Annotated in this window: 21 protein-coding genes; 5 read left to right on the top strand and 16 right to left on the bottom strand. The window is 70.2% G+C overall.

Annotation, left to right across the window (positions count from 1 at the left end):
* Window positions 1-51: 51 nt before the first annotated feature.
* The 13 genes from OG522_RS28135 to OG522_RS28075 form a co-directional block, all read right to left on the bottom strand.
* Window positions 52-1,275, bottom strand: coding sequence for an MFS transporter (locus OG522_RS28135; protein ID WP_329465806.1), 1,224 nt, complete (start codon window positions 1,273-1,275; stop codon window positions 52-54).
* Between the two features lie 177 nt (window positions 1,276-1,452).
* Window positions 1,453-1,788, bottom strand: coding sequence for an RNA polymerase-binding protein RbpA (locus OG522_RS28130; RefSeq protein WP_079110552.1), 336 nt, complete (start codon window positions 1,786-1,788; stop codon window positions 1,453-1,455).
* A 113-nt stretch (window positions 1,789-1,901) separates the two neighbouring features.
* On the bottom strand, window positions 1,902-2,135 hold the full coding sequence (gene secG / locus OG522_RS28125; RefSeq protein ID WP_329465805.1) for a preprotein translocase subunit SecG: 234 nt from the start codon (window positions 2,133-2,135) through the stop codon (window positions 1,902-1,904).
* 110 nt (window positions 2,136-2,245) lie between these two features.
* On the bottom strand, window positions 2,246-3,022 hold the full coding sequence (gene tpiA / locus OG522_RS28120) for a triose-phosphate isomerase (protein WP_329465803.1): 777 nt from the start codon (window positions 3,020-3,022) through the stop codon (window positions 2,246-2,248).
* Window positions 3,023-3,028: 6 nt separating this feature from the next.
* Window positions 3,029-4,240: a phosphoglycerate kinase gene (locus OG522_RS28115; RefSeq protein WP_329465801.1), complete on the bottom strand. Its 1,212-nt coding sequence runs from the start codon at window positions 4,238-4,240 to the stop codon at window positions 3,029-3,031.
* 117 nt (window positions 4,241-4,357) lie between these two features.
* Entirely contained in the window at window positions 4,358-5,362 is a 1,005-nt protein-coding gene (gene gap / locus OG522_RS28110; protein ID WP_329465800.1) for a type I glyceraldehyde-3-phosphate dehydrogenase, read from the bottom strand.
* A gap of 209 nt (window positions 5,363-5,571) precedes the next feature.
* Window positions 5,572-8,520 (bottom strand): M14 family metallopeptidase, encoded by a 2,949-nt coding sequence (locus OG522_RS28105; RefSeq protein WP_329465799.1) that lies wholly within the window; start codon window positions 8,518-8,520, stop codon window positions 5,572-5,574.
* Window positions 8,521-8,679: 159 nt separating this feature from the next.
* A complete protein-coding gene (gene whiA, locus OG522_RS28100; RefSeq protein WP_100574436.1) occupies window positions 8,680-9,669 on the bottom strand; it encodes a DNA-binding protein WhiA in 990 nt (329 codons plus the stop codon).
* A complete protein-coding gene (locus OG522_RS28095) occupies window positions 9,660-10,682 on the bottom strand; it encodes a gluconeogenesis factor YvcK family protein (protein WP_329465798.1) in 1,023 nt (340 codons plus the stop codon). Before OG522_RS28095 ends, whiA begins: the two co-directional genes overlap by 10 nt.
* A complete protein-coding gene (gene rapZ / locus OG522_RS28090) occupies window positions 10,679-11,623 on the bottom strand; it encodes an RNase adapter RapZ (protein WP_329465797.1) in 945 nt (314 codons plus the stop codon). The genes OG522_RS28095 and rapZ overlap by 4 nt, the downstream gene beginning before the upstream one ends.
* A complete protein-coding gene (gene uvrC, locus OG522_RS28085; protein WP_329465796.1) occupies window positions 11,620-13,665 on the bottom strand; it encodes an excinuclease ABC subunit UvrC in 2,046 nt (681 codons plus the stop codon). Before uvrC ends, rapZ begins: the two co-directional genes overlap by 4 nt.
* 109 nt (window positions 13,666-13,774) lie before the next feature.
* On the bottom strand, window positions 13,775-14,599 hold the full coding sequence (locus OG522_RS28080; protein WP_329467765.1) for a hypothetical protein: 825 nt from the start codon (window positions 14,597-14,599) through the stop codon (window positions 13,775-13,777).
* A 5-nt stretch (window positions 14,600-14,604) separates the two neighbouring features.
* Window positions 14,605-15,216 (bottom strand): papain-like cysteine protease family protein, encoded by a 612-nt coding sequence (locus tag OG522_RS28075; RefSeq protein WP_329465795.1) that lies wholly within the window; start codon window positions 15,214-15,216, stop codon window positions 14,605-14,607.
* Window positions 15,217-15,452: 236 nt separating this feature from the next.
* On the opposite strand from OG522_RS28075, the gene OG522_RS28070 reads away from it, so the two are divergent.
* The gene (locus tag OG522_RS28070; protein ID WP_329465794.1) at window positions 15,453-16,376 is read left to right on the top strand and encodes a hypothetical protein; all 924 of its coding nucleotides are present in this window, start codon (window positions 15,453-15,455) and stop codon (window positions 16,374-16,376) included.
* Between the two features lie 135 nt (window positions 16,377-16,511).
* On the opposite strand, the gene OG522_RS28065 is transcribed toward OG522_RS28070, so the two are convergent.
* Complete coding sequence (locus OG522_RS28065; protein ID WP_329465793.1) at window positions 16,512-16,940, bottom strand: Rieske (2Fe-2S) protein; 429 nt, start codon at window positions 16,938-16,940, stop codon at window positions 16,512-16,514.
* Window positions 16,941-17,103: 163 nt separating this feature from the next.
* On the opposite strand from OG522_RS28065, the gene OG522_RS28060 reads away from it, so the two are divergent.
* Window positions 17,104-18,024: a carbohydrate kinase family protein gene (locus OG522_RS28060; RefSeq protein WP_329465792.1), complete on the top strand. Its 921-nt coding sequence runs from the start codon at window positions 17,104-17,106 to the stop codon at window positions 18,022-18,024.
* Window positions 18,025-18,476: 452 nt separating this feature from the next.
* Here OG522_RS28060 and uvrA read toward each other — a convergent pair whose 3' ends face one another.
* Entirely contained in the window at window positions 18,477-21,446 is a 2,970-nt protein-coding gene (gene uvrA, locus OG522_RS28055; protein ID WP_329465791.1) for an excinuclease ABC subunit UvrA, read from the bottom strand.
* Window positions 21,447-21,655: 209 nt separating this feature from the next.
* On the opposite strand from uvrA, the gene OG522_RS28050 reads away from it, so the two are divergent.
* The 3 genes from OG522_RS28050 (at window position 21,656) to OG522_RS28040 (ending at window position 24,532) form a co-directional block, all read left to right on the top strand.
* The gene (locus OG522_RS28050) at window positions 21,656-22,345 is read left to right on the top strand and encodes a maleylpyruvate isomerase family mycothiol-dependent enzyme (protein ID WP_329465790.1); all 690 of its coding nucleotides are present in this window, start codon (window positions 21,656-21,658) and stop codon (window positions 22,343-22,345) included.
* Between the two features lie 21 nt (window positions 22,346-22,366).
* Window positions 22,367-23,023: an MBL fold metallo-hydrolase gene (locus OG522_RS28045; protein WP_329465789.1), complete on the top strand. Its 657-nt coding sequence runs from the start codon at window positions 22,367-22,369 to the stop codon at window positions 23,021-23,023.
* A gap of 222 nt (window positions 23,024-23,245) precedes the next feature.
* On the top strand, window positions 23,246-24,532 hold the full coding sequence (locus OG522_RS28040) for an MFS transporter (RefSeq protein ID WP_329467764.1): 1,287 nt from the start codon (window positions 23,246-23,248) through the stop codon (window positions 24,530-24,532).
* 22 nt (window positions 24,533-24,554) lie between these two features.
* On the opposite strand, the gene OG522_RS28035 is transcribed toward OG522_RS28040, so the two are convergent.
* Window positions 24,555-25,535 carry a TerC family protein gene (locus OG522_RS28035; RefSeq protein ID WP_329465788.1) on the bottom strand — a complete coding sequence of 327 codons (981 nt, stop codon included), beginning with the start codon at window positions 25,533-25,535 and terminating at the stop codon, window positions 24,555-24,557.
* Window positions 25,536-25,726 lie beyond the last annotated feature (191 nt).

The raw sequence follows: 25,726 nt of genomic DNA, 5'->3' as shown, positions 1-25,726 counted from the left end.
ACTTCTTCTCGTACTTGCGTACCTGCCCCGCTGCTCCTCCAACCTAATTGATCAGGCGGCGAGGGCAGGAATCAGAACGCCGACGGCGGCCACGAACAAGCCGGACGCCAGCAGCGCCGGTGTGTTGAGGCCCCAGGACGCCGCCGCCGCGCCGCCCGCGAGGGCGCCCAGCGGGGCACCGGCCACGGCCATCGTCCGGAACGCCGCGCTCACCCGGCCCAGCATCGCCTCCGGCGCGCGCTCCTGCATCAGAGTCGCCAGGTTCACGTTCCACACCATGCCCATGAGCCCGAACAGCGCCATGGCGGCGACGGTCACCCACAGCGCGCGCACTGTGCCCATGGCCGCCAGACAGCCGGTCTGGACGACCGTGGCGACCAGCACGCTCCGTATCCGCCCGAGCCGCCGTGCCAGCCGCTGAGCGAGCAGCCCACCGGTCACGCTGCCCGCCCCGTACGCCGTGATGGTCACGGCGTAGCCGCCGTGCCCGGCGTGCAGCCAGCCGGTGACGTGGAGGACCAGGGTGGCGATGAGGGCGCCCATGCCGATGTTGCAGACGGTGGTGGCGGCGCACAGCCCGCGCAGCCCGCGATCGGCCCACAGGGCCCGTAGCCCCTCGGCGATCTCGGCCCGCAGGGTGGACCCGGGCTTCACAGCCGCCCGCTGCGGGGCCTCGGGCCGCAGCGAGGCGACGAGCGCGGCAGCGCATCCGTAGCTGGCCGCGTCCACCCCGTACGGCGCCGCGACCGAGACGGCGAGGAGCGCCGGCACCAGCGGGGCGGCCAGGAAGCCGCCCGCTATCTGCTGGCCGGTCATCACCCGGGCGTTCGCACTGCCCAGCGCCGTACTGGGCACGAGCGAGGGCAGCAGCGCGGTGGCGGCGTTGTCGAAGAGGGTCTGGAGGGTGGTGAGCGCGAAGGCCAGGGCGATCAGCAGGGCCATCGAGGCGTACCCCTGGGCGACGGCCAGTGCGAAGGCGGCCACCAGGGCGCCCCGGACCAGGTCGACCGCCCACATGGCGCGGCGCTGGTCCACCCGGTCGGCGATCGCCCCGCCGAGCAGTCCGAACAGCAGCCAGGGCAGATAGCCACAGGCCGTGACGAGCGCGATGAGGAACGGATCGGCGGTGAGCGTGGTGGCGAGCAGGGGCAGCGCGGCGGTGCGCAGAGAATCACCGAAACGGCTGACGACCGCAGCCGTCCACAGCCTTCCGAACCCCCCGCGCCAGGCCGGCACCGTCGCCGCCGCGCTCTGGACGGTCTGCGCTGCTGCCACAACTCCCCCTGGTGATCGGCTGCTTCACAAGGTAGAGGGCGCCACTGACAATCGGCTGTGACCTGGGCTTACAGCCTCGTAGGAGCGAGATCGCGCGGGTTCGGGCGCCTGGCAGGGGCCGGATACGCCGAAGGGCCCGGCAGGCGAACCGAGTTCACCCTCTGGGCCCTTCATCTGTCAGATCTCGCCCCGGAGCTTGGCGAGCGCCTCCGCGAGGATCGCCTCGCCGTCCGCGTCACTGCGCCGTTCCCGCACGTACGCGAGGTGGGTCTTGTACGGCTCCGTGCGCGGCGGGTCCGGCGGGCTGTCCCGGTCCTGTCCCGCGGGGAATCCGCAGCGCGGGCAGTCCCACGTGTCCGGAACCTGTGCGTCACTGGCGAAGCTCGGCTGCGTCTCGTGCCCGTTCGAGCACCAGAAGGAGATGCGGAGGCGCGGCGCAGACTCGCCCCGCTCGGCCTCCCCCATCGGCCCCGCTCCGACCCGGCTTCCCCGGATCGCGTTGCCACTTGCCACGGTCGTAACTCCCTGCGTGATGGTGCTCGAAGATGCCCCAGTCTACGTAAGGCCCAACGCGCGTCCAGCGATTGGAGTTACACCCCGGCCCCGAAACGCCGAACGACGACGGTTTACTTGAGCTTCATCAGCAGACCAAGTACGACAATGCACGCGAACCACAGCAGACCGATCACGACGGTGATGCGGTCGAGGTTGCGCTCGGCGACCGAGGAGCCGCCGACGGAGGACTGCATGCCACCGCCGAACATGTCGGAGAGGCCGCCACCCTTTCCCTTGTGCATCAGCACCAGCAGCATCAGCAGCAGGCTGAAGACGATCAGGGCAATCGAGAACCCGACAATCACGGCTGGACCAACTTCCTAGGACTGATATGACGAGGGGGGCCGGCGGCGTCATGTTCCATAACACCCAACCGGCCCCCGCAAGGGTACGACGGATCCGCGCTACCGCATACTTACTGGTCGCGGAAGCGGACGATCTTGACGAACTCGTCGGCGTCCAGTGCCGCGCCGCCCACCAGGGCGCCGTCGACATCGGGCTGCGCCATGATCGCGGCGACGTTCCCGGACTTCACCGAGCCGCCGTACTGGATGCGCACCTTGTCGGCGAGTTCCTGCGAGTACAGCTCGGCCAGGCGGGCGCGGATCGCCCCGCACACCTCCTGCGCGTCCTCGGGCGTGGCGACCTCGCCGGTGCCGATGGCCCACACCGGCTCGTACGCGATCACGATGGACTCGGCCTGCTCGGCCGGGACGTCCTTGAGGCCGCCGTCGAGCTGGCTCAGGGTGTACGGGACCTGCTGGCCGGCCCTGCGGACGTCCAGACCTTCGCCGACGCAGAGGATCGGGGTCAGGCCGTGCTTGTAGGCGGCCTTCACCTTGGCGTTGCAGATCTCGTCGTTCTCGGCGTGGTACTGCCGGCGCTCGGAGTGGCCCACGGCGACGTAGGTGCACTTCAGCTTGGCCAGCATCAAGCCCGAGATCTCGCCGGTGTAGGCACCGGACTCGTGCGCCGAGATGTCCTGGGCGCCGTACTTGATCTTGAGCTTGTCGCCGTCGACGAGGGTCTGCACGGAACGCAGGTCGACGAAGGGGGGCAGGACCGCGACCTCGACGGCCTCGTAGTCCTTGTCGGCGAGCGCGAAGGCGAGCTTCTGGACGTGCGCGATGGCCTCAAGGTGGTTGAGGTTCATCTTCCAGTTGCCCGCCATCAGCGGGGTACGGGTGCTCACAGGTGTTCAGTCCTCCAGTGCGGCGAGGCCGGGAAGCGTCTTGCCTTCGAGGTATTCGAGGCTGGCGCCGCCACCGGTCGAGATGTGGCCGAACTTCGTCTCGTCGAAGCCCAGGTTGCGGACGGCGGCGGCGGAGTCGCCACCTCCGACCACGGTGAAGCCCTTGCTGTCGAGCAGGGCCTGCGCGATGGCGGCGGTGCCACCGGCGTAGTCGGGGTGCTCGGCGACGCCGACGGGGCCGTTCCAGAAGACGGTCTCGGCGTCGGTGATCTTCGAGGCGAACAGTTCACGGGACTTGGGGCCGATGTCCAGGCCCTCCTCGTCCGCGGGGATCTTGTCCGCGTCGACGGTCTGGAAGGTCGCCGGGGCCTTGGTCTTCAGGTCGGGGAAGTCCTTGGAGACGAGCACGTCGACCGGGAGCACCAGCTCGACGCCGGTCTCCTCGGCGCGCTTCATGTACTCCTGGACGACCGGGATCTGGTCCTCCTGGAGCAGGGAGATGCCGACCTCGTATCCCTTGGCCTTCAGGAAGGTGTACGCCATGCCGCCGCCGATGAGCAGGCGGTCGGCCTTGCCGAGCAGCTCGTCGATGACGGCGAGCTTGTCGGAGACCTTGGCGCCGCCGAGGACGACGGTGTAGGGGCGCTGGACGTCCTCGGTGAGCTTCTTCAGGACGCCGACCTCGGTGGCGATGAGGTAGCCCGCGTAGTGCGGCAGGCGTGCCGGGAGGTCGAAGACGGAGGCGTGCTTACGGTGCACGGCTCCGAAGCCGTCACCCACGTACACATCGGCGAGGGCCGCGAGCTGGTCGGCGAACTCGCCGCGCTCGACGTCGTCCTTGGCCGTCTCACCGGCGTTGAAACGCAGGTTCTCGATGACCGCGACCTGGCCGGGCTGGAGCCCGTTCACCGCGTCGTGGGCGGCGGGGCCCACGGTGTCCTGGGCGAACGCGACCGGGGCACCGAGGAGTTCGGCGAGCCGCTCGGCGGCGGGCAGCAGCGAGGACTGCGGGTCCGGGGCGCCCTTGGGGCGGCCCAGGTGCGAGGCCACGACGACCTTGGCGTCGGCAGCGACGAGCGCCTTGATGGTGGGCAGCACCGCGCGGATGCGGCCGTCGTCGGTGATCAGGCCTTCTGCCAGCGGCACGTTGAGGTCGGCGCGGACGAATACCCGCTTGCCCGCGACCCCTTCGGCGAGAAGTTCGTCAATCGTCTTCATTACGGGGACTCCTTGGAGGTACGTGACGGGAGGACTTGGACAGGCGACAGGGCCCGTACAGCGCTTCGTTGCGCTGCCCGAGCCCTGTAGCTCACATCAGGTGCCTACCGGACCGTGTCAGAGCTGGCCGCCGACGAAGACGGTCAGGTCGACGAGGCGGTTGGAGTAGCCCCACTCGTTGTCGTACCAGCCGAGGACCTTGACGGTCTTGGCGTCGACCATGGTCAGCTGGGAGTCGAAGGTGCACGACGCCGGCTGGCTGACGATGTCGGAGGAGACGATCGGGTCCTCGGTGTAGTAGAGGATGCCCTTCAGCTCGCCCTCCGCGGCCTTCTGGAACGCGGCGTTGACCTCGTCCTTGGTGACCTCACGGGTCAGCTCGATCACCAGGTCGGTGATGGAGCCCGTGGGGACCGGGACGCGCATGGCCATGCCGTCGAGCTTGCCCTTGAGCTGCGGGAGGACCAGAGCGGTGGCCTTCGCGGCACCGGTGGTGGTCGGGATGATGTTCTCGGCGGCGGCGCGGGCACGGCGCAGGTCCGAGTGCGGGAAGTCCAGGATGCGCTGGTCGTTGGTGTACGCGTGGACCGTCGTCATGAAGCCCTTGACGATGCCGAAGCTCTCGTCGAGCACCTTGGCCATCGGCGCCACGCAGTTGGTGGTGCAGGAGGCGTTGGAGATGACGTGGTGCTGGGAGGCGTCGTACTTGTCCTGGTTGACGCCCATCACGATGGTGATGTCTTCGTCCTTGGCCGGAGCCGAGATCAGGACCTTCTTGGCGCCGCCCGCGATGTGCTTCTCGGCGTCGGCCTTCTTGGTGAAGATGCCGGTCGACTCGATGACGATGTCGACGCCCAGCTGACCCCAGGGGATGTCGGCCGGGTTGCGCTCGGAGAGCACCTTGATGGTGTGGCCGTCGACCGTGATGGTGTCGGCGGTGTGCGTGACCTCGGCCTTGAGACGACCCAGAATGGTGTCGTACTTCAGCAGGTGAGCAGTGGTCGCGGTGTCACCAAGGTCGTTGACAGCCACGATCTCGATGTCAGCACCCTGTTCAAGGAGCGCGCGGAAGTAGTTGCGCCCGATGCGGCCAAAGCCGTTGATGCCTACGCGGATCGTCACGAACCGATCTCCTCGTTAGGTACGCCGGGTTTCGACGCCGGCGAGTTGTATGGGATGTCCCCGACCGCTTACGACCCTACCTCCCCGGGGCCGCCGGAGTGACATCGAGCGCGTCCGGATGATTCCGAAATGACGCCCGGAGCGACCGGGAGGCCCGTACCTACCAGCGGGTACGAGCCTCCGGGGGGCTTCGGCCCCACGACGCGGTGTCAGCGGTGCAGTGCGCCGAGCGCCTTGGCGATCACCTGCTTGCGGTCGGCGGCCGTGGGCACGTTCTCCAGGCCGAAGCCGAGGAGGACGGTGTTGCGGGTGGTGACGGCTGCAGAGGAGTGGACGAGCGCCTGGGAACGCGCCCAGTCGCCGCTGTTTCCGGGGCTGCCGGCCGGTGCTCCCGGCACGCTCCAGGGCCCGAGCGAGGTCTCGAAGCCCTCCGCTCCTTGCGGGGTGCCGCCGACGACGAGCCGGGTGTCGTCGACGAAGGCGCCGAGGCCGCCGGTGCCCGGGTCGCTGACGTAGGAGACGGCCACCTCGACCTGCTTGCCCGCGTACGCGCCGAGGTCCACGGAGACCTGCTGCCAGCCGTTGGAGGATCCGGTGAAGCGGTTCCAGCCGCCGGTGCTGCCGGTTGCCTTGCAGGCGGGCGAGCCGGCGGTGAGGTAGTGCGTGAGGAAGGGGTGCGCCTGGAGCAGGAAGCCCTGTTCGCACTGGCTGGGCACGCTGGTGGTGGTGCCTCCATGGGCGTCCGGCAGGGTCGTCCAGTCGTCCTGGCCGACGGTGTGGGCCTCGATGACCACCTGGTCGTAGCCGGGCTCGGTGTCGTAGCTGAGCTGGAAGTCGAGGCTCGGCTTCGCGGTGGCGGCCGTTCCTGTCAGATCTATGGTGCGGGCGAGCCTCATGTACGCGTTGTCCTGGTGCTTCGCCGCGGCGAACCAGGACCCCTCGGCGGGCTCGAACGGGGTGCGCACGCCCGGATAGTCACCGGCGGCGGCGCTCGCGAACTGCGGGAAGTCCTTCGGCTTCAGGGTGTCGGAGGTGACGGTGTACGTACCGGCCGCGGTCAGCGGGCTGCCGGGGCCCGCGGCCAGCGACGCCTTCGCCCCCGCGAGCCGTCCGGTTCCGGCGAAGGCCGGCGGGGCCTTGATCCCGGCCTTGTTGTAGGCACCGAGGTAGTACTGCGAGAAGTCGTCGGACAGGGCGCCGCCGCCGAGGTCGACGCTGCCGCCGGCCTGTTCACCCGCGTCGACGAGTTTGCCTCCCTCGTTGACGAAGTCGCGTACGGCGAACATGGTGGCGGCCGCCGACTGGTGGTCGCCGGTGTACCAGATGACGTTCTTGAAGTGGCTGAGCACCCCGAGCGCGCTGGGCGTGCCCTGCGTGGCGACGTCCCAGACCGCGGCCTTCTTGCCGTTGTCGGCCAGCGCCTTGGTGTAGAGGGCGGCGTTCTTGGCCGGGGCGGTGCCACCCTCGTCGGCGAGCACCAGGGTGTCCGCCCTGGGCCGGTCGGCCACGGTGTAGGTGAACGGTGTGCTGGACGTCTTCGCGCCCGCGGCGGTCCGCCCGGTGAACCACACCTCGACCTTGTCACCGGCGTCCGCGTCCTCGACCTTGGCCCGGTACTGGTCGAAGCGGATGTTGTCGTGCCCGCCGAACACCTTGCCGCCCTTCCAGGGCTCCAGGTCCTCGGTCTGCGTACGGCCGCCATTGATGCGGTAGTTGAGGGTCTTGTCGCGCACCGACTTGCGTACGGTGACGGCCACTTCCTGGTCGTCGTCGCGGGTGTACGAGGTGGCGAAGGTGTCCGGGGTGAAGTCGGGGGCGTCGATGCCGACCGAGGACGAGGGCTGGTCGGGGTGGGCGGCGGTCTCGGCGACCGACAGCGCGAAGGGGATGTTCTTCTGGAACTCTCCCTGGATCAGCTTCTCGCTGTCGGGGAAGTTGAAGTCGGAAGGGCAGTCGGCCGCGTTCCACTCGTCGTTCGGGTCGACCTTGGAGGCGGTGGTGCAGGTCGACATCTCGGGGGTGAACATCATCATTCCGTTGACGTTCGCCGCGTGGCCGTCGGCCTCGCCGTTGGTGGTGTAGAGCGCGGAGGAAACCTCGGAGAGGTAGCCGGGGATGGCCGGCTTGTCGGGTGTGCCCGCGAGCGACTTGTAGATGACGTCGTCGGGGGTCGGCGTGGCGACCTGCCAGCCCACTCCGTACAGCAGCAGTTCCGCCGCGGAGTGGTAGTTGATGGCGTAGTTGAAGTGGACTCGCTTCTCGAAGGAGTCCAGCGCCTTGGTCTCGGGCTCGCTGCCCGCGCTGGGGCCGCGGTAGGTCTCGTCGGCCGGGTCGGGGGACGAACCCTCGTTGTCGTAGCCCCACTTGTAGGGGAAGTTGCGGTTGGGGTCGACACCGTCGCCGGCGGTGATCTTGCCGTCGCCGTTGTTGTCGCGGAGGTTCTTGCGCCACAGCCGGTGGCCGGGCGTGAAGGTGAAGTCGTAGCCGTCCGGGTTGGCGGAGATCACGAACCACAGCTCGGTGGAGTCCACGATCTTGGTTATTCGCGGGTCCTTGCCGTAGTTGTCGAGGTAGTAGTGCATCAGCCGCCGGGTCATCTCCGGGGTGATCCACTCACGGGCGTGCTGGTTGGACATGTACAGCATGGCGGGCTTCGAGCCGTCCCTGGACTTCTTCGCGCCCTTGGTGAGCTTGACGGCGAGGATGTCCTGGCCCTTGACGGTCTTGCCGATCGACTCGACCTTGGTGAGCTCCGGATGGGCGTTGCCGGTGTCGATGATCTCCTGCTTCAGCCCGTTCTTGCCGCTGTACGGGCGGAACACCCCGTCACCCGCCGCCTTGAGCCGGTTCTGCGCCTGGGCGGAGACCTTGTGCTCGGCGAGCGCGACCCCTTTGGCGCGCAAGGCGGAGGCCTGCGTCGCGGTGAGGTACAGCTCGACACCGGCCGAGCCCTTGGCGGGCAGCTCGGGGCCCAGTTCCTGGGCGTCGGCGCCGGCCTCCAGGAGCAGCGGCAGTTGCGCGCGGCTGACCTGGGCGTCCCAGACGACGATGGACTCGCCGTCGGTGGAGCTCTGGCCGGCGTGGGCGACGGGTGCCGCCACCAGTCCGGCCGTCAGGAGTGATGCAGCGGCGAGGACCGCTCTCGCTCCGCGTCTCATAAGCCCCCCTTGCTGTTGTCTGCCACGAAAGTGAACAGACGCCAGATTCATGACTCCTCATGATCATGTCAATAGCGCCGGACATACGGCGGCCAGGAGCGGAAACGGAACCGGCGCCCACCAAGTGGGCGCCGGGTGACGTGAGTTGAGGGCGGGGGGTCAGCCGACGAGGCCGTCCGCCATCTCCTCCGTCAGGTTGGACTCGGTCCCGGGGATCCCCAGGTCCTGCGCCCGCTTGTCGGCCATCGCGAGCAGCCGGCGGATCCGGCCCGCGACCGCGTCCTTGGTCAGCGGCGGGTCCGCGAGCGCGCCCAGCTCTTCGAGGGAGGCCTGCTTGTGCTCCATGCGCAGCCGGCCCGCCGCCGCGAGGTGCTCGGGAACCTCCTCGCCGAGGATCTCCAGGGCGCGCTGGACGCGGGCCCCGGCGGCCACCGCGGCGCGGGCCGAGCGGCGCAGGTTGGCGTCGTCGAAGTTGGCCAGGCGGTTGGCGGTGGCGCGGACCTCGCGGCGCATCCGCCGCTCCTCCCAGGCCAGCACCGACTCGTGCGCGCCGAGACGCGTGAGCAGCGCGCCGATCGCGTCGCCGTCCCGGACGACCACCCGGTCCACACCGCGGACCTCACGGGCCTTCGCCGCGATCTGGAGCCGCCGTGCGGCGCCGACCAGCGCGAGAGCGGCCTCCGGACCCGGGCAGGTCACTTCGAGGGACGAGGAGCGGCCCGGCTCGGTCAGCGAGCCGTGGGCCAGGAAGGCGCCGCGCCAGGCGGCCTCGGCGTCACAGGTGGCCCCCGAGACCACCTGGGGCGGCAGGCCTCGGATGGGACGGCCGCGGCCGTCGACGAGCCCGGTCTGACGGGCCAGCTGATCGCCGCCCGCCACGACCCGTACGACGAACCGCGAGCCTCTGCGCAGGCCGCCCGGAGCCATCACGATCAGCTCGGAGCTGTGCCCGAAGATCTCCAGAATGTCCCGCTTCAGCCGGCGTGCCGCCATCGCGGTGTCCAGCTCCGCCTCGATCACAATGCGGCCGCTCACCAGGTGCAGCCCGCCCGCGAACCGAAGAATCGCCGAGACCTCCGCCTTCCTGCAGCAGGTCCGGGTGACGGGCAGCCGGGAAATTTCGTCCTTCACCGCCGGCGTCATCGCCATGGGCCGATCCTTCCATGCATCCGAAAAATACGGTCGTACGCGGCGGCCAACAGCTCCGGATCGTGCTTCGGAGAACCGTCGGGCCTGGCCACTGGCGCCAGCTCGACCTCGGCTCCGAGCCTTTTGGCGGCGTCGGTCAGGCTCCCCCGGTCGGGCACGGCGGCCGTATCGGCCAGCACCACGTCGAAGGCGAGTTTAGGGGCGTGTCGTCCCAAAACCTCCAAATGACGCTGCGGAGAGAACCCATCGGTTTCACCCGGTTGTGGCGCGAGGTTCAGTGAGAGGACCTTGCGGGCCTTGGTCTCGGTGAGCGCGTCGAGCAACTCGGGCACCATGAGGTGCGGGATCACGGAGGAGAACCAGGAGCCCGGACCGAGCACCACCCAGTCCGCGTCCAGCACCGCGGCGACCGCTTCGGGGACGGCCGGCGGGTCGTGCGGAACCAGCTGCACGGAGAGCACCTCGCCGGGCGTGAGGGCCACGGTGGCCTGGCCGCGCACGGTGTCCACGTCCTCGGGGCGCTCCGGGTCGTGACCCCGTACGAGGGCTTCGAGCTCCAGCGGGACCGCGGACATCGGAAGGACCCGGCCCTGGGCGCCGAGCAGCTTGCCCACCAGGTCCAGGGCCTGTACATGGTCGCCGAGCTGCTCCCACAGGGCCACGATCAGCAGGTTGCCCACCGCGTGCTCGTGCAGGTCGCCCTTGGACTGGAAACGGTGCTGGATGACCCGGGACCAGGTCTGGCCCCAGTCGTCGTCGCCGCACAGCGCCGCCAGGGCCTTGCGCAGGTCGCCGGGGGGCAGCACGCCGAGCTCGTCGCGCAGCCGCCCGCTGGAACCGCCGTCGTCGGCCACAGTGACGACGGCGGTGAGGTCGCCGGTGATCCGGCGCAGTGCGGCCAGCGAGGCCGAGAGGCCCATGCCGCCGCCGAGGGCGACGACCTTGGGCTGGGCGCCCCGCTTGCGGCCGGTGCGCAGCACCGGTCCGACGGTGCGCCGGCGGTACACCTTCACTCGCGCCCCATGTCCCGGTGTACGACGACGGTCTCGATCCCCTCGGAGGCGAGGCGCGCGGCGAGCTTCTCCGACATGGCGACCGAGCGGTGCTTGCCGCCGGTGCAGCCCACCGCGATCGTCACGTACCGCTTGCCCTCGCGGCGGTAGCCCGTCGCGATCAGCTGGAGCAGCTCGCTGTACTGGTTGAGGAACTCCTTGGCGCCCGGCTGGTTGAAGACGTAGCCCGACACCTCCTCGTTCAGACCGGTGAAGGGACGCAGCTCCGGCACCCAGTGCGGATTGGGCAGGAAGCGGCAGTCGACCACCAGGTCGGCGTCGACCGGCAGACCGTACTTGTAGCCGAACGACATGACGGTGGCGCGCAGCTCCGGCTCCTCGTCGCCCGCGAACTGGGCGTCCATCTTGGCGCGCAGCTCGTGGACGTTGAGGCTGGAGGTGTCGATCACCAGGTCGGCGTCGCCGCGCAGCTCGCGCAGCAGGTCGCGCTCGGCGGCGATGCCGTCGACGATCCGGCCGTCGCCCTGCAACGGGTGCGGGCGGCGCACCGACTCGAAGCGGCGCACAAGCGCGTCGTCGGAGGACTCCAGGAAAACGATCCGCCGGGTGACCTCCTTCGCGTCGAGGTCGGCGAGCGACTCGCGGAGGTTGTCGAAGAACCTCCGGCCGCGCACGTCCACGACCACCGCGATGCGGGCCACATTGCCCTGGGACCGGGCGCCGAGCTCCACCATGGTGGGGATCAGCGCGGGCGGCAGGTTGTCGACCACGAACCAGCCGAGGTCCTCCAGGCACTTGGCGGCGGTGCTGCGCCCGGCGCCCGACATACCGGAGATGATCACCAGCTCGGGGATGGCCGCATCGGCCCCGCCGGCCTCGATCGTCGTGCCCGTACTCACGTCTACTCCCGCTTCTCGGTCTTCTTCACGGTGCTCAGTCATGTCGTGCTGCCCCCGTCGTCCTCTTCAATGATCTCTCCTGTCGCCGTGTTCACGGCGGGCGCGGCCGGGACCGCTTCGGCGAGGGCCGCGGCAACGGTCTCGGCCGTCTTGCGGCCTATGCCGGGCACCTCGCAGATCTGGTCGATTGTCGCCGACCGGAGCTTCTTCACCGAACCGAAATGCTTGATCAGGGCGTGCTTGCGGGTGTCACCGAGACCGGGCACCACGTCCAGCGGGCCCGCCTTGAAGCGCTTCGTCCGCTTGGCCCGCTGATAGGTGATGGCGAAGCGGTGGGCCTCGTCACGCACCCGTTGCAGGAGGTACAGGCCCTCGCTGGAGCGGGGCAGCACCACCGGGTCGTCCTCCTCGGGCACCCAGACCTCTTCGAGCCGCTTGGCGAGCCCGCACACCGCGATGTCGTCGATGCCCAGCTCGTCCAGGGCCCGCTTGGCGGCGGCGACCTGCGGCTGGCCGCCGTCGACGACGAGGAGCTGCGGCGGGTAGGCGAAGCGCTTGGGGCGGCCGTCGTCGTCCTGGAGGGCGGGCACCTCCCCGGACACCGGACCGGACAGCTCGTCGGCCGCCCGACCGGGTGCCTCGCCGCCCTCCGGGCCCTCCTCCTCGCCCCACTCCCCCGTGCGCACCTTCTCGGCCAGGTAGCGCTTGAAGCGGCGGCTGATCACCTCGTGCATGGACCGGACGTCGTCCTGGCCCTCGAAGCCCTTGATCTGGAAGCGCCGGTACTCGCTCTTGCGTGCCAGGCCGTCCTCGAAGACCACCATGGACGCCACCACGTCGTCGCCCTGGAGGTGCGAGATGTCGAAGCACTCGATGCGCAGCGGCGCGCTGTCCAGCTCCAGGGCGGCGGCGATCTCCTCAAGGGCCCGCGAGCGGGTGGTGAGGTCCGAGGCACGCTTCGTCTTGTGCAGTGTCAGGGCCTGCTGGGCGTTGCGGGCGACGGTCGCCATCAGGTCCTTCTTGTCGCCGCGCTGCGGAATGCGCAGCGAGACGTTCGAGCCGCGCCGGCTCGCGAGCCAGCCGCTGACCGCCTCCGCGTCCTCCGGCAGCGCCGGAACCAGAACCTCCTTGGGGACGGACTCGCCGGATTCCTCCCCGTACAGCTGTTGGAGCGCGTGCTCGACCAGGCCCGCCGTGTCGACTGCCTCGACCTTGTCGGTGACCCAGCCGCGCTGGCCCCGCACCCGGCCGCCGCGCACGTGGAAGATCTGGACGGCCGCTTCCAGCTCATCCTCGGCGAGCGCGATCAGGTCGGCGTCGGTGGCGTCGTTGAAGACGATCGCGTTCTTCTCCAGGGCCTTGCGCAGCGCCCCTATGTCGTCGCGCAGCCGCGCCGCCCGCTCGTACTCCATCTCCTCGGCCGCGGCCATCATCTGCTGCTCGATGCGGCGCAGGTGGGCGCCGGTGCGGCCGGCCATGAAGTCGCAGAAGTCCTCGGCCAGTTCGCGGTGTTCCTCGGGGGTGACGCGGCCGACGCAGGGGGCCGCGCACTTGCCGATGTAGCCGAGCAGGCAGGGGCGGCCGATCTGGGCCGAGCGCTTGAAGACGCCGGACGAGCAGGTGCGCACCGGGAAGACGCGGAGCATGAGGTCGACGGTCTCGCGGATCGCCCAGGCGTGTCCGTACGGACCGAAGTAGCGCACGCCCTTCTTCTTGGCGCCGCGCATGACCTGGACGCGCGGGAACTCCTCGTTCATCGTCACCGCGAGGTACGGATAGCTCTTGTCGTCGCGGTACTTGACGTTGAAACGGGGGTCGAACTCCTTGATCCAGGAGTATTCGAGCTGGAGCGCCTCGACCTCGGTGGCGACGACCGTCCACTCCACGGAGGCCGCGGTGGTCACCATCGTGGCCGTGCGGGGGTGCAGGCTCGTCAACGGCTGGAAGTAGTTGGCGAGCCGCTGCCGCAGGGACTTCGCCTTCCCGACGTAGATCACCCGGCGGTGTTCGTCGCGGAATTTGTAGACCCCCGGCGAGTCGGGGATCTGTCCCGGCTTGGGGCGGTAGCTGGAGGGGTCTGCCATGGCCACCACCCTACTGGCGGGGGCTGACAACGCGGCCTCTCCCCTGGGGGCGGCCGGTGAACGCCGCGGTGCGGGGGCACGCCGTCGAACCCCCGCACCGCGGTGTGTGCTACGCCTGCCCGGCCGCGCGGCGGCGCCTGCGCAGCGCCGCCGCGCCGGTCAGGCCGAGCGCAAGCAGCGCGCCGGCACCGGCCACAGTGGAGACCACCGTCAGGGAGGTGTCCTCGTGGCCGGCCGCCACGGCCGCGGCCTGGGCGGCCTGGTCCCGGCTCTCCTGGGCCGTCTCGTTGTAGCCGCCGGCCTTGCCCGACCGGTCGTAGGCCGAGCCCGGCAGCTTGTCTCCGTACGCCCGCGAGACGCGCTTCTGATAGGCGGTGAGGCTGGTCCCGCCCGCGCCGATCGCCTTGACGGCGTCCTCGTCCAGCGGCAGCACCTTGTTGCCCTTCTGCACGTACCAGGCGTTGATCTGCGGCTCCTGGAACACGGTGCCGCCGGGCAGTTCGGCGGCACCCGACGCGGCGTAGCGGGACTCGTCGTCGCCGGTGGCTATGTTGACCACCTTCCACGAGGAGCCCTGCTGAACCGTCCACAGCGAGGCCTTCTGGCCGTCCGAGGAGACGGCCGTGGAGGCGAGGTACTCCAGCTGCGCGACGGGGGCTCCCGCCTTCCCCGCCACGAACCGCGGGGACAGCATGTAGACGGGCACCGTGTCGCCCTCGATCTTCGGGGCGGCGGCCTTCAGCGCGACCTTGCCGTCCCGCGCGAAGAAGTGGGAGAGCGTGTCGAGGGTGGCGGGAGCGGTCGCGGCCTGGCGGGCCGCGGCCTTCGACTGCGCGGAGGCGAGGGGCGCCTGGTCGGCCGCGGCGTGCGGCGCGGCCAGGGCGACGAGGGCCGCGGCGACAGCGGCCGCGGGGACGAGGCGGTTCGGCTTCATCGTCGTCACGCCCCGATCCGGTACAGCGAGTGGGTCCAGGAGAAGGAGTCGTTGTCGACGTACCAGTCGTGCGCGGCCCAGTTGTAGCGGTTGTCGGAGGGCCACGGATCGCCCCAGTACACCCAGCTGTTGGCGTCGTCGTAGCCGTACAGGACGTTCATGTGGCCGCCGCCGCTCGACCACTGGATCCGCGTCTCGATCGGGCGGTTGTTGTTGATCTCGGTCTGTACGGTCGGGTAGCGCAGCCAACCCGTCACGTAGGAGCCCGAGTTGATGCCCGCCCAGTTCAGGGCAGTCTGCACATTGCCCAGGTCCGCCTGCCAGTTGGGGCAGTCGTAGCCCTGCGTGCGGCCGAAGGCGGCGTTGCAGAACTGGTTCTGCGTGTAACCGCGCCCGAACCAGGTGGCGATGGTGTTTCCGCTCGCCGCCCAGCACCAGTTGTCCTTCTGCTGCGCCTGCATGGTGATGTTGAGGCGCTTGGAGTTCGCCGCGGCGGCTGCGGCGGGCACTGCCTTGTCGTGGTGCGGGGCGGCTGCGGTGGCCGTTGCCGTGGGGGCGGCAAACAGGGCCGTCACCACAAGGGCGACGGCGGACAGTCGTCTCTTTCGGTTGCGCATCGCGTTCCTCCCATGGCGGGTGGGGGGTGGGGATGGTGGAGGATCGCGTCCGGACGCTTGCGGTTGAGCATCGGCCGTTGTCGGGAACTGGTCAACGCGCTTCAATGCGGAGTGGGACGCGGATGTGAACGAGGTGGCCGGAGTGTGAACAACTCCTTCCCCGCCACCAGGTTTTCCGGGCTCGCCGCCACCGCGGACCCACCCCCCACCGTGAACGTTCACCGAGGAGTCCCCTCATGTTCCACACCGAGGCCGATCTGACGCAGGCGCTGCGCACCGGCCCGTTCCACCTGGCGCTGCGCGCCGCCCTCTCCGCCCGTGGCCTGCCGCTCCAGCGCGTCCAGCACCATCTCGCCGGCCGCGGCATCAAGGTCGGGGTGACCAGCCTGAGTTACTGGCAGCAGGGAGCGCGCCGGCCGCAGCGCCCCGAGTCGCTGCGCGCGGTGCGCGGCCTCGAAGAGGTGCTCGGCCTGCCCGCGCACTCCCTGCTCCGGCTCCTGGACGAGCCCTCGGCGGCCGAAGTGGAACGGCCCGGCCGCCGCTCCTACCGCTCGCTCGTCGAGGCGTCGGGCGTGGTGGAACAGCTCATAGCCGACCTGGAGTCCCCGGTGGACGGCGGCCTGCACACCGTCGGCCACCACGAACGGGTCCGCATCGGTACGGACCGGCAACTGCTCTGCCGCGACTCGCAGCATGTCGTACGCTCCCACCGCGACGGCATCGACCGCTATCTGGCCATCCACCGCGGGGACGCCGAATGCGATCCGGCCCGGGTGCGGGTGCGGGCGGGCGAGAACTGCCGCACCGGCCGGGTCCGCTGGGACGCCGGGAGCGGGGTGCTGGTCGCCGAGCTGCTCTTCGACGCCCGGCTGCGGGCCGGTGAAACGTACTTCTTCGGCTACGGCTTCGAGGACGGCACCGGCGGCCCGAGCCGGGAGTACGTGCGCGGCTTCAGCTTCGCGGGCGGCCAGTACGTCCTTCAGGTGCGGTTCGACGAGGCGGCCCTGCCGGCCCGCTGCCACCGCTTCGCCCAGACCTCGACGGGCGCCACCCGCTCCGGCCGCAGCGACCTCACCCTCAGCGGTCGGCACCGGACGGTGCACCTGGTGGAGCAGGGGGTGCGGCCGGGAATCCTGGGGATCGACTGGGAGTGGGAGTGAACCCCCGGACGCGTCCGCTGCCGCGTTTGCCTCCGCTTACGCGTCCGACGCGACGAACCGGCCGCTCCAAGCGCCGCCCGCACTACACATCCCGTGCCGCGACGAACCGGCTCCTCGCGCTGCCCCGGGTCCGCCTTACGCGTCCGGTCCCGCGACGAGCTGGCCGTTCTTCAGCTTCACCGGGACCGCGGGCAGCGGCACGGTGGCCGGGCCGTGCACGGGCTGGCCGGTCATCACGTTGAAGCGGCTGCCGTGGCACGGACAGTTGGCGTGGCCGTCCTCGATCTTCTCCAGGAGGCAGCCGGCGTGCGTGCACTGGGCGCTGAAGGCCTTGTACTCGCCCTTCGCCGGGCAGGCCACCATGACCCGCTGCTCGCGGTAGAGCTTGGCGCCGCCCACCGGGACCGCGTCGGGCGAGCCGAGCGGCTCGGGCGCGGTCGGGGTCGGGGTCTCGGCATGGCCCAGCTTGGATTCGGTGGAGCAGGCGGCCGTGCCGAGCCCCGCTGCCCCGGCGAGGGCGGCGCCTTTCAGCACGGTGCGACGGGCGGCGGGCTGGCCGGTCATGGGCTCTCCACTGATCACTGGTCTCGGCCGGTCGTCCGCGTGCCGATCCTGGTCGGCGCGCAACCGACTCGGGGGGGGGTTGCGGAACCGACGATACCGGCGCAGATCGAGCCCCCTTCGAGGGGGCTGCCCGCGCACGCCGCGATGGGTTACGTTCTGGGCCGTGATCGTCGTCGCCGGAGAGTCCCTCATCGACCTGGTGCCGCAGCAGCCTGGGGATCCGCTGGGGCCGCTGGCGCCGCGGCCCGGCGGCGGCCCGTACAACACCGCGGTCGCCCTCGGCCGGCTCGGCGCGCGGGCCGCGTTCTGCTCCCGGGTGTCCACGGACGGCTTCGGCGAGGCCCTGCTGGGCGGGCTGCGCGCGGCCGGGGTCGACACCTCGCTGGTGCAGCGCGGCCCGGAGCCGACGACGCTCGCGGTGGCGTCGCTCGGCGCGGACGGCTCCGCGGGGTACGGCTTCTACGCGGACGGCACCGCCGACCGGCTCTTCGAGCTTCCCCCTCAACTGCCGCCCACCGTCAGCGCGTTGGCGCTCGGCACGTGCTCGCTCGTACTCGAACCCGGCGCGAGCGCGTATGAGGCGCTGCTGCGCAGGGAGTCCGGCCGCGGGGTCCTCACCCTGCTCGACCCCAACGTCAGGCCGGGCCTGATCCCGGACGCCGAGGCCTACCGGACGCGGTTCAGGAGCTGGCTGCCGTACGTCTCACTCCTGAAGCTCTCAGGGGAGGACGCCGCCTGGCTGGGTGGCACGGTCGAGGAGTGGCTCGCGGCGGGCCCGCAGGCGGTGGTGCTGACGCGCGGCGGCGCCGGCCTGACGGTGTGGACCCGGGACGGCGACGAGGTCTCGGTGTCGGGCGAGCGGGTCGACGTGGTGGACACGATCGGCGCGGGCGACACGGTGAACGCAGCGCTGCTGCACCGACTGCACGCCTTCGCCCCCCGCACGGCCCTCACGTCGGCGAACTGGCCCGAGGTCCTGCGTTACGCAGCAAGGGCAGCAGCCCTGACCTGCACAAAAGAGGGAGCCCAGCCCCCAACGGCAGCCGACCTTTCGCCACCGGACGTGAGCCCTTGGGGCGCTTGAGGACGGACGCCCGGGGGGGGAGAGCGAAGCCCGGGGGCGGAAACCCAAGGGGCAGAGGCCCGGGGGCGAAGGCCCGGGGGCGAAGGCCCGGGGGCGAAGGCCCGGGGGGCGGAAACCCGGGCGGGCCGAAGCCCGGGGTGGAGGCCACACCCAGCCGCCGGGCGTGAGCCCCTGGGGCGCTTGCCCGGGGCCGAAGCCCGGGGGCAGAGAAGCCCCGGGGGAACCCCGACCCAGCCACCCGGCGTGAGCCCCTGGGGCGCTTGAGGACCAGGCCCCGGGGCAGAGGCCGGGGGGGCGGAGCCCAGACCCAGCCGCCGGCCCGCACGTCCCCGCCCCGCCACCACCAAGCCCGTCACGGGAGAGGGGCAGCGCCCCGGGACTGCTGGTCCCGGGGCCCCCGCCGCTCCCCACCCCAGGAGGGTTTCGGGGAGCGGAGGGGCGGGGCGCATGGCTCAGCTCTTGCGGGCCCGGACCGCTTTCTTGGCGGCCGCAGGCTTGGCGGCCACCTTCTTGGCCGCGGCCTTCTTCGCAGGCTTCCGCGCCGGCGCGGGCGCGGCGTCGCTGATCCGGTCGGCCCCCAGAATGTCCCGCAGGAACTTCCCGGTGTGGCTCGTCGGCACCGAGGCGACCTGCTCGGGCGTGCCCTCGGCGACGACCAGACCGCCGCCGTTGCCGCCCTCGGGCCCCATGTCGACCACCCAGTCCGCGGTCTTGATGACATCCAGGTTGTGCTCGATGACGATCACCGAGTTCCCCTTGTCGACCAGACCGGACAGCACCTTGATCAGCTTCGAGATGTCCTCGAAGTGGAGGCCGGTGGTGGGCTCGTCCAGCACGTACACCGTCCGGCCGGTGGACCGCTTCTGCAGCTCGCTCGCGAGCTTCACGCGCTGGGCCTCGCCACCCGACAGCGTGGGCGCGGACTGGCCGAGCCGGACGTACCCGAGCCCGACCTCGTTGAGCGTCCTGAGGTGCCGGGCGATGGTGGGGACGGCCTCGAAGAACTCCAGACCCTCCTCGATCGGCATGTCCAGGACCTCGGCGATGGACTTGCCCTTGTAGTGGACCTCCAGCGTCTCCCGGTTGTAGCGCGCCCCGTGGCAGACCTCGCAGGGGACGTACACGTCCGGCAGGAAGTTCATCTCGATCTTGATCGTGCCGTCGCCCGAGCAGTTCTCGCAGCGGCCACCCTTGACGTTGAAGGAGAAGCGACCGGGCAGATAGCCCCGGACCTTGGCCTCCATCGTCTCGGCGAACAGCTTGCGGACGTGGTCGAAGACGCCGGTGTACGTGGCCGGGTTGGACCGCGGGGTGCGGCCGATGGGCGACTGGTCGACGTGGACGACCTTGTCGACCAGATCGTCGCCCGCGACCCGGGTGTGCCGGCCGGGCACGCTGCGCGCGCCGTTCAACTCCCGCGCGAGGTGCGTATAGAGGATGTCGTTGACCAGCGTCGACTTTCCGGAGCCGGACACTCCGGTGACGGCGGTCAGGACGCCCAGCGGGAACGAGACGTCGATGTCGCGGAGGTTGTTCTCCTTCGCGCCGTGCACGGTGAGCCGGCGCGTGGGGTCCGCGGGACGCCGGATGTCGGGCAGCGGGATCGACTTCTTGCCCGCCAGGTACTGCCCGGTCATCGACTCCTTGTTGGCGAGGAGTTGCTTCAACGGCCCGCTGTGGACGACCTTTCCGCCGTGCTCACCGGCGCCGGGGCCGATGTCGACCACCCAGTCCGCCACCTTGATGGTGTCCTCGTCGTGCTCGACGACGATCAGGGTGTTACCCATGTCGCGGAGGCGCACGAGGGTCTCGATCAGGCGGTGGTTGTCGCGCTGGTGCAGACCGATCGACGGCTCGTCCAGGACGTACAGGACGCCGACCAGACCGGAGCCGATCTGGGTGGCGAGGCGGATGCGCTGGGCCTCGCCGCCGGAGAGCGTGCCGGCCGCGCGGTTGAGCGAGAGGTAGTCGAGGCCGACGTCGACCAGGAACTTCAGCCGCTCGTTGACCTCCTTCAGAACCCGCTCGGCGATCTTCTTGTCGCGGGCATTGAGCCTGAGTTCGGCCAGGAAGTCCGCGCAGTCGCTGATCGACATCGCGGCGACCTCAGCGATGGACTTCTCCATCACGGTGACCGCGAGGACCAGGGGCTTCAGGCGGGTGCCCTCACAGGTGGGGCAGGGCACCTGGCGCATATAGCCCTCGAAGCGCTCGCGGGCGCCGTCGCTCTCCGCCTCGGAGTGGCGCCGCTTGACGAACGGCACCGCGCCCTCGAAGGCGGTGGTGTACGCGCGCTCGCGGCCGTACCGGTTGCGGTAGCGGACCTCGATCTGGGTCTTGTGGCCGTGGAGCAGCGCCTTTTTGGCGCGCTGCGGCAGACCGGCCCAGGGGATGTCGGTGCGGAAGCCCAGTTCGTCGGCGAGCGCGCCGACCAGGCGGGCGAAGTAGTCCTTGGTGTGCCCGAGCGACCACGGCGAGACCGCTCCCTCGTCGAGGGACTTGTCCTGGTCCGGGATGATCAGGTCGGGGTCGACCTCCATGCGGGTGCCGATGCCGGTGCAGTCGGGGCAGGCACCGAAGGGCGAGTTGAAGGAGAAGGAGCGCGGCTCCAGCTCTTCGAAGGAGAGGTCGTCGTAAGGGCAGTAGAGGTGCTCGGAGTACATCCGCTCACGCTCGGGGTCGTCGGCCGGGAGGTCCACGAAGTCGAGGACGACCATCCCGCCTGCGAGACCGAGGGCGGTCTCCACGGAGTCGGTGAGCCTGCGCTTGGCCGAGTCCTTCACCGTGAGACGGTCGATGACCACCTCGATGGTGTGCTTCTCCTGCTTCTTCAGCTTGGGCGGCTCGGCGAGCTGGATCGTCTCGCCGTCGACCCGGGCCCGGCTGTAGCCCTTGGTCTGGAGGTCGGCGAAGAGGTCCACGAACTCGCCCTTGCGCTCGCGAACCAGCGGCGAAAGCACCTGGAAACGGCTGCCCTCGGGCAGTTCGAGCACCTTGTCCACGATGGCCTGCGGCGACTGGCGGGAGATCGGCCGGCCGCATTCGGGGCAGTGCGGCTTACCGATCCGCGCGAAGAGCAGACGCAGGTAGTCGTAGACCTCGGTGATGGTGCCGACCGTCGAGCGCGGGTTGCGCGAGGTCGACTTCTGGTCGATGGAGACCGCGGGCGACAGACCTTCGATGAAGTCGACGTCGGGCTTGTCCATCTGGCCGAGGAACTGGCGGGCGTACGACGAGAGCGACTCGACGTACCGGCGCTGCCCCTCGGCGAAGATCGTGTCGAACGCCAGGGAGGACTTGCCCGACCCCGAGAGCCCGGTGAAGACGATGAGGGAGTCGCGCGGGAGGTCGAGCGAGACGTTCTTGAGATTGTGCTCGCGCGCGCCACGGACGATGAGACGGTCGGCCACGCCGGTCCGCACCTTTCTAGAGAGAAGCGAGGGAGCTACAGGAGCCCCCGTCCCAGGGTATGGGGGGCGCCGGATTGCTGTCGGTGAAGTCTTGGGGGAACTGTGCGGCTCAGCGAAAGGTCGATGAGCGATCCCACATCGAGCGTATAGCACGCGCATTCGATTTACGGACTCGTCCAGCCTCCTTCACCCAAATGAGTGGCGGGGCTATCGTCGGCGCCATGATTGATCACGCGCGCGACCTGGCCTCTGTACGCGAAGCCACCGAACGGCTGCTCACCGCGGCCGCCGCACTGGACAACGCCTCCGTGGCTGAGCCGTCACGGCTCCCCGGCTGGAGCCGCGGTCATGTGCTGGCCCATATCGCACGAAACGCGGATGCGCTCGTCAACGTGCTGGAGGGGCGGCCCATGTATGCGAGCTCCGAGGCCCGGGACGCCGACATCGACCGGGACGCGCCGCGTCCACTGGACGTCCAGCTCGCCGACGTGCGCGAGAGCGCGGCCACCTTCCAGGCTACGGGCGACCGCCCCGCCGACTGGTCGCGCACGGTCGAGCTCCGCAACGGCGTGACCGACGAGGCCGCCCGCGTGCCCTTCAGGCGGCTCATCGAGGTCGAGCTGCACCACGTGGACCTCGGGCTCGGATACGAGCTGGAGGACCTGCCCGGGGACTTCGTGCGCCGCGAGATCGACTTCCTCACGGATCGGTTCGCCGGGCACAAGAGCCTCCCCGCCCTCACCCTGACCGACGACCAGGGCCGGAGCTGGACCACCGGCGGCGGCGCCCAGGGCGGCCCGGTCCAGGTGACGGGCCCGGCCGCGGACCTGGTCGGCTGGCTCGCGGGACGGCGCGACGGCGCGGCCTTGAAGGCGACCGGCGGGGCGTTGCCCGCCCTGCCCCCGCTGTGACCCCGGCGATAGGCTGAGCCCATGACGTACAGCGGAGCGGTGAAGGTCGGCGGCCCTGCCGATGTGCACGAGCTGACAGACCTGATGATCTCCAAGGTCGCCGTCGGATCGATGAACAACAACGCGTACCTGCTGCGCTGCCGGAACACCGGCGAGCAGCTGCTCATCGACGCGGCGGCCGAGCCCTCGACGCTGCTGACGCTGATCGGTGACGACGGCATCGCGTCCGTCGTCACCACGCACCGTCACGGCGACCACTGGCAGGCGCTCGCCGAGGTCGTCGCGGCGACCGGCGCGCGCACCTATGCCGGCCGGTACGACGCCGAAGGCATCCCGGTGCCGACCGATGTCGCCGTCGAGGACGGGGACACGATCAAGGTCGGACGGGTCGAACTGACCGCGCGCCACCTCGTCGGCCACACCCCCGGCTCGATCGCCCTCGTCTACGACGACCCGCACGGCCACCCCCACGTGTTCACCGGCGACTGCCTCTTCCCCGGCGGCGTGGGCAACACCTGGAAGGACCCGGAGGCGTTCGCCAGCCTCATCCGCGATGTCGAGGCCAAGCTCTTCGACGCCCTGCCGGACGAGACCTGGGTGTATCCCGGCCACGGCGACGACACGACGCTCGGCGACGAGCGCCCGCACCTGCCGGAGTGGCACGCACGGGGCTGGTAGCCGCCCGGCGGCGGGTTCCGCCGCCGGGTCCGGTGGCGGAACCGGCACGATCGGCGCGAGGAAGTGGTCCATGCTTCGATCGTGGCACCCGCCACTGACAATCGGGGGCGCGGAAGTGCCCCCGACCGCCGTGCGGTGAGCTTCCGCGCGCCCCCGTAACACATGATCACTGCGGGTAGTTGGCGCACCATGCGCACCACCACTGCACTGGCCGCCCCCTCGATGGTCCGCCTCGCGGCCGCCTCGCTCGCGGGGACCGCCATCGAGTTCTACGACTTCTTCGTCTACGGGACCGCTGCCGCCCTCGTCCTCGGCCCGCTCTTCTTTCCGACGTTCTCCGCGCTCGCGGGAACTCTGGCCGCCTTCGGCACATTTGGGGCCGGTTTCCTGGCCCGCCCCCTGGGCTCGGTCGTCTTCGGACACATCGGCGACCGCTACGGCCGCCGCCCGGTGATGTTCGCCTCGCTGACGCTGACCGGCCTCGCGACGGTGGCGGTCGGCTGTGTGCCCCCGTACGCCACGATCGGCGTCGCCGCGCCCGTTCTTCTCTTGTTGCTGCGCTTCCTTCAGGGGCTCGGGCTCGGCGGCGAATGGGGCGGCGCGGTGCTGCTCACCGCCGAGCACGCGCCCGCACACCGCCGCGCCCTGTGGGCGAGCTTTCCGCAGATCGGGCCCTCGACCGGCTTCCTGCTCGCCAACGGGGTGGTGCTCGCACTGTCCGCCGGGCTGACCGACGCCGAGTTCCGCGACTGGGGATGGCGGGTGCCGTTCTGGGGTGCCGGGCTGCTCGCGCTGACCGGGCTGCTGCTGCGCACCTCACTGGCGGAGACGCCGCAGTTCCGCGAGATGGGCGAGCCGGCCAGGCTGCCGGTGCTCGAAGTGGCGCGCGGCCATTGGCGGTTGGTGCTGCTGACTGCGGGGGCCCTGGCGGTCGGTTACGCCGTCTTCTACACGGTGTCCACCTGGTCACTCGCGTACGCGACGGAACGGCTGGGCGTCGACCGCACGGTGATGCTGGTCTGCATCATGGCGGCCGTCGCGGTCATGGGCGTGCTGACTCCGTTCGCGGCCCTGCTCGGCGACCGCTACGGCCGACGACCGCTCTGCCTGGCGGGCTGCGCGGCGACCGTCGTGTGGATGTTCCCCATGGTCGCGCTGCTCGCGACCGCCGAGCCGCTGCTGATGTTCGCCGGATTCCTCGGCGCGATGCTGGCGTTCATCCTGATGTTCGCGGTGATCGCGGCGTATCTGCCGGAGCTGTACGACCCGAGGGTGCGCTGCACGGGTGCCGCGGTCGGCTACAACCTGGGCGGGGTGCTCGGCGGTGCGCTCACCCCGATCGTGGCGACGGCCCTGTCCCGCGGTGAGGGCACACCGTGGGGGGTCGCCGGATATCTGACCGGGGTCGGGCTGTTGAGTCTGGGCTGTTTCGCGCTGCTTCCGGAGACCCGGCCCACCGCGGTGGCGGAGCCGGGCTCCGGGGCGAAGCCGGAGGCGGCCCCGGCGTAACGGGCCGCCTCACCACCGCCGGTCAGGCGCCGACGCTGTCCTTCTGGGGCTCCTCGGCCGGCGCCTGCCCCTTGGTGGCCACGAGGCTGGTGATGGTGGTGATGATCAGCACTCCGCAGATGACGGCGAGCGAGACCGGGATGGAGATCTCGGGGACGTGCACCCCGTTCTCGTGCAGGGCGTGCAGCACCAGCTTCACACCGATGAAGCCGAGGATCACCGAGAGGCCGTAGCTGAGGTGGACCAGCTTCTTGAGCAGTCCGCCGATCAGGAAGTACAGCTGGCGCAGACCCATCAGCGCGAAGGCGTTGGCGGTGAAGACGATGTACGGGTCCTGGGTCAGGCCGAAGATCGCGGGGATGGAGTCCATCGCGAAGAGCACGTCGGTGGTGCCGATGGCGAGCATGACGACCATCAGCGGCGTCAGGATCTTCTTGCCGTTCTTCCGCACGAAGAGCTTGGTGCCGTGGTACCTGTCGGCGACGCCGAACTTCTTCTCGACGGACTTCAGGAGACGGTTCTCCTCGAACTCCTCCTCCTCGTCGCCGGATCGCGCCTCCTGGATGAGCTTCCACGCGGTGTAGATCAGGAACGCGCCGAAGATGTAGAAGACCCAGGAGAAGTTGGCGATCACCGCGGCACCGGCCGCGATGAAGATCGCGCGCAGCACGAGGGCGATCAACACGCCGAAGAGCAGCACCCGTTGCTGGAGGTGCGAGGGGACCGAGAACTTCGCCATGATCAGGATGAAGACGAAGAGGTTGTCGACGGAGAGCGACTTCTCGGTGATGAAGCCGGCGAAGAACTCGCCCGACGCCTGGCTGTTGCCGAAGAACAGCAGGCCGAGGCCGAAGAGCGCGGCCAGCACGATCCAGACCACGGTCCAGATGCCGGCTTCCTTGACCGACACGTCATGGGGCTTGCGCCCGATGAAGAAGTCGGCCGCGATCAGGGCACACAGACCAAGGATGGTCAGTACCCACAGGGTCATTGAAACGTCCACTGCGCCTCCGGCGTCGTACGGCTACTGATCAGCGTCGTCGCTGCCGGAGGTCTCTTCCACCCGGGCGCCTTCCTCGCGCCGCGGGCCGGCGTCCCGGGACCCGTCCCGTGGGTCCGTATTGACGGGAACGCCGCAGCCGGGAGTACTCCCCTCCGCTGGAAGGGAGCCTACCCGAATCACCAAGGAACAGT

This window comes from Streptomyces sp. NBC_01431, from assembly GCF_036231355.1.
GTDB lineage: Bacteria > Actinomycetota > Actinomycetes > Streptomycetales > Streptomycetaceae > Streptomyces.
This window is presented reverse-complemented; position numbering and strand designations above follow the sequence as displayed.